This window comes from Methylocaldum sp., assembly GCF_039794385.1.
Lineage (GTDB): Bacteria > Pseudomonadota > Gammaproteobacteria > Methylococcales > Methylococcaceae > Methylocaldum.
Genome location: NZ_JBDIVO010000029.1, coordinates 21,615 through 28,896, shown reverse-complemented (window position 1 = coordinate 28,896; position 7,282 = coordinate 21,615). Strand labels below are relative to the sequence as shown.

The window sequence follows — 7,282 nt, the reverse complement described above, 5'->3', positions numbered from 1 at the left end:
TGGTGGAAGGATTTGACCGAGCAGGAAAAGAAACTGGCCGAGGGCAAGAACTGGAAGACCGATCCTTCAGGCGGCATCATCCGGGTCGCGATCAAGCACGGCTGTGCGCCTTACGGCAATGCCAAGGCCCGCTGCATCGTGTGGAACTTCCCCGATCCGGTGCCGATCCACCGCGAGCCTTTGTACACGCCGCGCCGCGATCTGGTGGAGAAATACCCGACTTACCAGGACCGCAAGCGTTACTGGCGCTTGCCGACCCGTTACGCCTCGATCCAGCAGCAGGACTTCAGCAAGGATTTTCCGTTGATCATGACTTCGGGACGCCTGGTCGAATACGAAGGCGGCGGCGACGAAACCCGCTCCAATCCCTGGCTGGCCGAGCTGCAGCAGGACATGTTCGTCGAGATCAACCCGCGCGACGCCAACAACGCCGGGGTGCGGCACGGCGAACAGGTGTGGGTCGCCGGCCCCGAAGGCGGAAGGATTAGCGTCATGGCTTTCGTCACCGAGCGGGTCCGACCGGGCGTCGTCTTCATGCCTTTCCATTTCGGCGGGCACTACGAGGGGCAGGACTTGCGGCCGAAATACCCGGAAGGCAGCGCGCCGTACGTGCTGGGCGAATCCTGCAACATCGTGTTCACCTACGGCTACGATTCGGTAACGGCGATGCAGGAGACCAAGGTTTCGCTGTGCCGGATAGAGCCGGATTTAGTGACTGAGAAATGAAGTTTGAATGGGATAAAGAGAAAGCTGCCACCAATAAAGCGAAGCACGGTGTCTCATTTGAAGAAGCCTGCACGGCTTTCAGCGATCCTTTATTTATCGACTTTTACGATCCAGACCATTCCGAAGACGAACATCGTTATATCCTCGTGGGGGAAACTCAAAACGGGCGTTTGTTATTGGTGTCCTATACGGAACGAGAGGATAGTATTCGCTTGATTAGTGCGAGAGAGGCAACCAAAGCGGAGCGAAAAGCGTATGAGCAAGGTGGATACGGAACTGAACGATGAACTTCGGTCGGAGTACGACCTGAAGAGTTTACGAGTAAGACGGTTCGGGCCGAAACGAAAAGCGTTTGGTGACGTGGTTCGCTTGGAACCTGATGTAGCGGAGGCGTTCCCAAATGCCGATGCCGTAAACGAAGCGTTGCGCCTCTTAATCGAGATTGCCAAGCGTTCGGAGCGTCCGACCAAACCAGAAGTAGATTGACATGACTCAGGGTCACAGCGCTGCTGTGCCGACGTCGTATGAATGTCTGCTCGCCTTGCCGGAAAATCTGGTCGGGGAAGTGCTCGGCGCTCGGTTGTATACCGAAACCCGCCCCACAGGCCCACAGCATCTGGTGAAGGGTGGATTGCTCTGCTCACTCGTACCTCCTTTTTGCAAAACTCGAAGCGGCTCCGGTCGTTGGCAGATTCTTCCGGAACCCGAGGTCCACTTCGTCCGAGATACCGAGGTCGCCGTGCCCGATCTGGCCGGCTGGCGGCGCGAGCGGATGCCGGAGATTCCGAGAGACCATCGCTTCGAAGTGGTGCCCGATTGGGTGTGCGAAATCCTCTCGCCCGGCACCGAGAAAAAAGATCGCGCCATCAAGCTGCCTTTGTACGCCCGCTACGGCGTGGCTCATGCCTGGCTGGTCGACCCGCTCGAGCGGACCCTGGAAGCGTTCGAGTTGCGCGAGGGCTTTTGGGTGCTGCTGGCTACGCTGAAAGACGAAGACCCTGTATCGATGCGGCCGTTTGACGCCATCACTTTTTCGTTGGCGGAGCTATGGACGTGAGGACTCCGACGGGACGGGTTTTGAAGGGGTAAAGTAAAAGGTCAATGCCTTTAAGTTGCGGGTATGGCTGAAAACAATGTTCCGATTCGTGTTGTAAGGTGGGTTAGGCGCGCATCGCACGGAACCAGTAAAGTTCCTGTGGTGCTTTCGCGCGCCGTAACCCACCACGCAAGGCCTCGGAACCGGTGGGTTACGGCGCGCAGAGAGTCCCGTTGTCATGGAATGGTTCGTGGCAGCGCGCCTAACTCACCCTACAATCGTTTTCAAGTAGAACAGGATGTTATTGGCGGCCGAATTCTAAGCCTGTCATTCCGATATTCCCTGCCGGCTGACAGCTTAACCACATTGCCAGGATAGGGGCGATTCAAGGTCATTTGAACTGTCGGATTTAATTGTTCCAAACGTATTTGAACCATGGCCCGAATGAAGTTTCTTTGCGACGAAGAGCGCTGCATCGAATGCAACGCCTGCGTCACCGCGTGTAAAAATGAGCACGAAGTCCCTTGGGGCGTCAATCGTCGGCGGGTGATCACGCTGGACGACGGATTGCCTGGAGAGAAAACCATTTCCGTCGCGTGCATGCATTGTTCCGATGCGCCTTGCCAGGCGGTCTGTCCGGTGGACTGTTTTTACACCACCGAGGACGGCGTAGTGCTGCACGACAAGGACCTGTGCATCGGTTGCGGCTACTGCTTCTACGCCTGTCCGTTCGGTGCTCCGCAATACCCGCAGGACGGCGCTTTCGGCGCGCGCGGCAAGATGGACAAGTGCACGTTTTGCGCCGGCGGTCCGGAACAGGATCATTCCGAGGAAGAGTTCAAGAAATACGGCCGGAATCGTCTAGCCGAGGGCAAGCTTCCCCTCTGCGCCGAAATGTGTTCCACCAAGGCGCTGCTCGCGGGCGACGCCGACATGGTGGCAGACATCTTCCGCGAACGGGTGGTTCGCCGCGCCGGCAACGACAATCCGGATTTGCAGCGCCAGCCGCAGGGCAAGCCCTGGGGCTGGGAGACCGCTTACAAGGAAGGGTAGGCAGCATGAGACGGCTTGGCCTGTTCTTGCTGATCATTCCAATCCTGCAAGGCTGTTACGAAGATCCGGACGTGACTCTGCACCGGGCTCATGAATATAAAGGCAAGGAAGACCGCCACATGGGCGATGCGGGCTACCGGCGGGAACAGTTGAGATTGCGCTTCAAGACCGTACAGAGCGACCGTTAGCATGATGACTCAAGTTCAAAAAGCGTCGTTTTGGCGGATTTTGTCGGCTTTCGCGCTCATGCTGGTTCTGCTGGCGATCTCTGGAACGCTGCGAGCCCATGAAGGCGAGAGACACGAACTGCACAAGGCTGAATCGGTGGTGAATCCCAGATCCGACTATTGGCGGCAGGTGCGGGAAGGCGTTCAGGGCTACACCGCGGTCAAGGGACAGGAGACGAACGTTCTGATCCAGGGCGGCGGCCAGAATTGGCGGCGGCTCCGGAACGGCCCCATAGCGAGCTACGGCGGCGTTCTCTTGGGAGTTGTGGTTTTCGCGCTCGGAGCGTTTTATCTCTGGCGCGGACAGGTAAAGCTCAGCCAGCCCCGATCCGGCGAAACCCTGGTGCGCTGGACGCTCGCCGAGCGGGTTCTGCATTGGTACGCGGCGCTGCTGTTCATTTTTCTGGCGATTACCGGTTTGAGTTTGCTCTATGGTCGAGCGCTGCTGATTCCGCTCGTGGGGCATAAGGCCTTTTCCGTCTACGCCGAGATTGCCAAGCTGCTGCACAACTTCATCGGCCCCTTGTTCATCGTCGGTTTGTTGCTCATGTTTGTCGCGTGGGTCAGGGACAATCTTCCGAGCCGGATCGATATCGACTGGCTCAGGGCCTTCGGAGGCATGGTCGGCGATCGCCATCCGTCCGCCGGACGCATGAATGCCGGCGAAAAAATGTGGTTCTGGATTTTGGCGGGCGGCGGGCTGGCGGTGAGTGCGAGCGGTCTGCTGCTGGATTTTCCCAATTTCGGCCAGGAACGTTGGCTATTGCAACTGTCGCATCTGATTCATGTCGTTTTCGCTTTGGTTCTGATGGCGGGAGCCTTGGGACACATCTATATAGGCACGATCGGGACGGAAGGAGCACTCGAAGGCATGGTGCGCGGAAGAGTCGACAAGAGCTGGGCGATTCAGCATCATGATTTGTGGTGCGAGCAACTCGCCGCGGACGAATCCGGCTCTTCGGTTCCCGACAGGCCGCCCCTTCCGGAGACGAGCCACATCGCCTCGTGATGTCTCTTTATTTTCTTACCTGAAGGAGTGATGGCTATGACGGACCGTGTCTATAAACTGATCGAAATCGTCGGGACTTCGCCGCACGGAACGGACGAGGCCACCCGAAATGCCATAGAAAAAGCATCGAAAACGGTCAAGAACCTGGACTGGTTCCAAGTTGTCGAAACGCGGGGGCAGATTGCCAACGGCAAAATCGCCCATTATCAAGTGGTCTTGAAGGTCGGATTTCGGATCGAAGACTGAGTCAACCGCTACATTCGTATGGACGTCCAAAATCGCCCTTCGTGGTCGAAGGCTTTCTAATTTTCGGGAATTCACATGGTTTTCAAGCCCAGATTCTATTTTCTCGTTGGTTTTCTGTTTTGCATGGGGCTGCTCGCGGCCGCTCTTTATTTCCAATTTTCCGGCGGGCTGGAGCCCTGTCCGCTATGTGTGTCCCAGCGCATCATGGTTTTCGCCGTCGCATTGGTGATGCTGGTTGCGGTTCTGCATAATCCGAAGAGGACTGGGGTCAAGGTCTACGCGATTCTTGGGTTCGTCATGGCCGTGCTGGGCGGAACGGTTTCGGCCCGGCATGTCTGGCTGCAGCATTTGCCGCCGGAGGAAGTGCCGGCCTGCGGTCCGGGATTGGAATACATGTTCCAGTATTTTCCCTTGACCGAGACCCTCAAGGCGATGCTGAACGGGACCGGAGACTGCGCCAAAGTCGATTGGACGCTGCTCGGGCTCAGTATGCCCGCCTGGGTGTTGATCAGCTTCTTCATCTTGGCGCTGCTCAGCCTTACCCAATTCTGGAACAGTTCGGCTGTGCGTGGAGATCAACGATATTTTTCGACTAAGAGCGAACTGCCGTTTCGCTGAAGGCGTTAACGCGAAGCATTAAGGCATCATTAGATAATGATGGCGAGATTCGACAGTTGTGGCTTTGCCGATACACATGTCACGGAAAGGTCACATTTGCAACGTACATTGAACGATTATCCGAAGGAGTGAGTATCGAGAATGTCCGTGATAAACGTGCTCGTTGTCGAAGATGAAGATGCGATTCGTGAAATGCTTGGTTTGGTCCTGGAACAGGCCGAGTTCGCCGTCAGGGCCGTTGCGGATACCCACCAGGCGCAATCGGCCTTGAATGAGTCGGTTCCCGATCTGATTTTATTGGACTGGATGTTGCCCGGCTTGAGCGGCGTCGAATGGGCTCGCCGTCTCAAGAAAGACAAACAATATAGCGAAATTCCCATCATCATGATCACCGCTCGCGGCGAGGAAGAAGATAAAATCCGGGGGTTGGATGTCGGGGCCGACGATTATGTCACCAAACCGTTCTCGCCGCGCGAATTGATAGCGCGGATCAAGGCGGTTCTTCGGCGTAGCAACAAGTACGGCAAGGGCGGAAGAATCGAGATTGGCGGGATCGCGTTGGATGTCGACGAACATAGGGTTAGCATTGCCGACAGCCACGTTATTCTGAGTCCGACTGAGTACCGATTATTGGAATTCTTCCTCACCCATCCCGACAAGGTCTACAGCCGTAGCCAGTTGCTCGACCAGGTTTGGGGACGAAGTTCATTCATCGAGGAACGCACCGTCGATGTCCACATCCGGCGCCTGCGCAAGATCCTGGCCGAACATGACCGCGAGGAGGTTATCCAGACGGTGCGCGGTTTCGGATACCGTTTTTCTGAAAACTTGTGAAAAACCTACTGCGCGGTTCGAGTCCGCACCTGCGATGCTCAACGTACCCCTTTGTACGCCTGCGCTTTTCATGCCGGACCTCCGTGTCCGGCACCCTGTGGGCGGCAACTGCCGTGCAAATCGGCATTCCTGCCGATTTGTCGGCGCGGACTCGAACCGCTCGCGACGGTTTTTTTACAACCCCTGACCAAACCTGATTCATGTCGAGCCCCTGGCGATCGGAATTTTCCTTTCTCTTTTTAACACTGTTAGTTGGCACTTTCCTCGGTAAGGTCCTGAACAGTTTCGCCGTCGTGCTCTGGTTTTGTCTGCTGGCCTATCTGGCGAGACAGCTTTTTTATGCAAATCGGCTGCTGGTTTGGCTGCGCAGCGGCAGATCCGGCCAGCCGCCTCAGGGCAACGGCGTCTGGGAAGAAATCTATTACCTCATCTATCGCTTGAGGCGACGCAACAAGCGTCGCAAAAAGCAGCTCATCCGGATGCTCGAGCGTTTCCGCACGGCGACGGCGGCATTACCGGATGCAACCGTGGTGCTGGGGCCTCGGGATGAAATCGATTGGTTCAACGAAGCGGCCGAGCGCCTGCTGGGGCTGCGCCGTGGCGATATCGGCCAGCAGATCGGCAATCTGCTGCGCCATCCGAAGCTCAGCCAATACCTCCAGACTGCCGATTATCGTGCTACGGTCAGCATTCCATCGCCCCTCGCCGAAAACATGCAGCTTGAAATTCGCATCGTGCCTTATGGAGAAGACTTGCGCCTTCTGGTCGCGCAGGATGTGACTCAACTGCGATTTATGGAGCGCGTGCGCAGCGATTTCGTGGCGAACGTGTCCCACGAACTGCGCACGCCGCTGACGGTCTTGAAAGGTTATCTCGAAACCTTGGGCCAGGTGGATGGATCTCTGCCGGAATCGCATCTGAAAGTGTTTCAGCGCATGGAGGAACAGACGGCCCGGATGGAAAGCTTGGTCGACGGCCTTCTTGCACTGACGCGATTGGAGTCGGCGGCGCATCAGACGGTGCAAAAGCGGATAAACGTTCCGGCGATGCTGCAAGACATTTGCGACGAGGTCAAGCTCTTGGCCGACGAACACCCCGCCATCGAGCTGGTCCTCGAAACCGACGCCCATTTGCTGGGCGCCGAGCAGGAATTGCGCAGCGCGTTTTCAAACCTGATCGTCAATGCGGTGAAATATACGCCAGCCACGGGCCGGGTTACCGTGCGTTGGCGCTGCGAGGGCAAGGGAGCTAGGCTGGACGTCGAGGACACCGGGCCGGGCATCGCGCAACACCATCTGCCGCGGCTTACCGAACGGTTTTACCGGGTTGCCGTTGACGGATGTAAGAATAAAGGCGGGTCCGGGCTTGGATTGGCTATCGTCAAGCATGCGCTGTCCCGGCACGGCGGAGAGCTCAAAATTGCGAGCACGCTCGGGCGGGGCAGTTGCTTCAGCTGTAGTTTCCCCGAAGATCGAATCGTGCGGGTCGACTCCCGCACCGATGCCAAGCTCGCGCAAAGAATGTGATATCCAG

At 57.1% G+C, this 7,282-nt stretch carries 11 protein-coding genes; all 11 read left to right on the top strand.

Features of this window, described 5'->3' with window-relative positions; genetic code table 11:
* Positions 1–726, top strand: a 726-nt coding sequence (locus tag ABJK70_RS04795; RefSeq protein ID WP_347257470.1) for a formate dehydrogenase subunit alpha, incomplete at its 5' end; no start/stop codon positions are given.
* Positions 723–1,013: a BrnT family toxin gene (locus tag ABJK70_RS04790; RefSeq protein WP_347257469.1), complete on the top strand. Its 291-nt coding sequence runs from the start codon at positions 723–725 to the stop codon at positions 1,011–1,013. The genes ABJK70_RS04795 and ABJK70_RS04790, both read left to right, overlap by 4 nt.
* Positions 982–1,212: a hypothetical protein gene (locus tag ABJK70_RS04785; RefSeq protein ID WP_077732029.1), complete on the top strand. Its 231-nt coding sequence runs from the start codon at positions 982–984 to the stop codon at positions 1,210–1,212. Before ABJK70_RS04790 ends, ABJK70_RS04785 begins: the two co-directional genes overlap by 32 nt.
* 1 nt (position 1,213) lies before the next feature.
* A complete protein-coding gene (locus ABJK70_RS04780) occupies positions 1,214–1,783 on the top strand; it encodes a Uma2 family endonuclease (RefSeq protein ID WP_077732028.1) in 570 nt (189 codons plus the stop codon).
* A gap of 414 nt (positions 1,784–2,197) precedes the next feature.
* Positions 2,198–2,815, top strand: coding sequence for a formate dehydrogenase FDH3 subunit beta (fdh3B, locus tag ABJK70_RS04775; RefSeq protein ID WP_077732027.1), 618 nt, complete (start codon positions 2,198–2,200; stop codon positions 2,813–2,815).
* Between the two features lie 5 nt (positions 2,816–2,820).
* Entirely contained in the window at positions 2,821–3,003 is a 183-nt protein-coding gene (locus tag ABJK70_RS04770; protein WP_086133682.1) for a hypothetical protein, read from the top strand.
* Between the two features lies 1 nt (position 3,004).
* The gene (locus tag ABJK70_RS04765) at positions 3,005–4,051 is read left to right on the top strand and encodes a formate dehydrogenase subunit gamma (RefSeq protein ID WP_086133681.1); all 1,047 of its coding nucleotides are present in this window, start codon (positions 3,005–3,007) and stop codon (positions 4,049–4,051) included.
* Positions 4,052–4,087: 36 nt separating this feature from the next.
* Positions 4,088–4,297: a dodecin gene (locus ABJK70_RS04760; protein WP_086133680.1), complete on the top strand. Its 210-nt coding sequence runs from the start codon at positions 4,088–4,090 to the stop codon at positions 4,295–4,297.
* Positions 4,298–4,372: 75 nt separating this feature from the next.
* Positions 4,373–4,915 carry a disulfide bond formation protein B gene (locus ABJK70_RS04755; protein WP_077732023.1) on the top strand — a complete coding sequence of 181 codons (543 nt, stop codon included), beginning with the start codon at positions 4,373–4,375 and terminating at the stop codon, positions 4,913–4,915.
* Positions 4,916–5,056: 141 nt separating this feature from the next.
* Positions 5,057–5,749: a phosphate regulon transcriptional regulator PhoB gene (gene phoB, locus ABJK70_RS04750; protein ID WP_077732022.1), complete on the top strand. Its 693-nt coding sequence runs from the start codon at positions 5,057–5,059 to the stop codon at positions 5,747–5,749.
* A 200-nt stretch (positions 5,750–5,949) separates the two neighbouring features.
* The gene (gene phoR / locus ABJK70_RS04745) at positions 5,950–7,275 is read left to right on the top strand and encodes a phosphate regulon sensor histidine kinase PhoR (protein ID WP_133717997.1); all 1,326 of its coding nucleotides are present in this window, start codon (positions 5,950–5,952) and stop codon (positions 7,273–7,275) included.
* Positions 7,276–7,282 lie beyond the last annotated feature (7 nt).

Coding starts and splice junctions, on each gene's coding strand:
- ABJK70_RS04755 (WP_077732023.1), top strand. CDS start 4,373: ATGGTTTTCAAGCCCAGATTCTATTTTCTCGTTGGTTTTCTGTTTTGC.
- ABJK70_RS04765 (WP_086133681.1), top strand. CDS start 3,005: ATGATGACTCAAGTTCAAAAAGCGTCGTTTTGGCGGATTTTGTCGGCT.
- phoB (WP_077732022.1), top strand. CDS start 5,057: ATGTCCGTGATAAACGTGCTCGTTGTCGAAGATGAAGATGCGATTCGT.
- ABJK70_RS04785 (WP_077732029.1), top strand. CDS start 982: ATGAGCAAGGTGGATACGGAACTGAACGATGAACTTCGGTCGGAGTAC.
- phoR (WP_133717997.1), top strand. CDS start 5,950: ATGTCGAGCCCCTGGCGATCGGAATTTTCCTTTCTCTTTTTAACACTG.
- ABJK70_RS04790 (WP_347257469.1), top strand. CDS start 723: ATGAAGTTTGAATGGGATAAAGAGAAAGCTGCCACCAATAAAGCGAAG.
- ABJK70_RS04760 (WP_086133680.1), top strand. CDS start 4,088: ATGACGGACCGTGTCTATAAACTGATCGAAATCGTCGGGACTTCGCCG.
- ABJK70_RS04780 (WP_077732028.1), top strand. CDS start 1,214: ATGACTCAGGGTCACAGCGCTGCTGTGCCGACGTCGTATGAATGTCTG.
- ABJK70_RS04770 (WP_086133682.1), top strand. CDS start 2,821: ATGAGACGGCTTGGCCTGTTCTTGCTGATCATTCCAATCCTGCAAGGC.
- fdh3B (WP_077732027.1), top strand. CDS start 2,198: ATGGCCCGAATGAAGTTTCTTTGCGACGAAGAGCGCTGCATCGAATGC.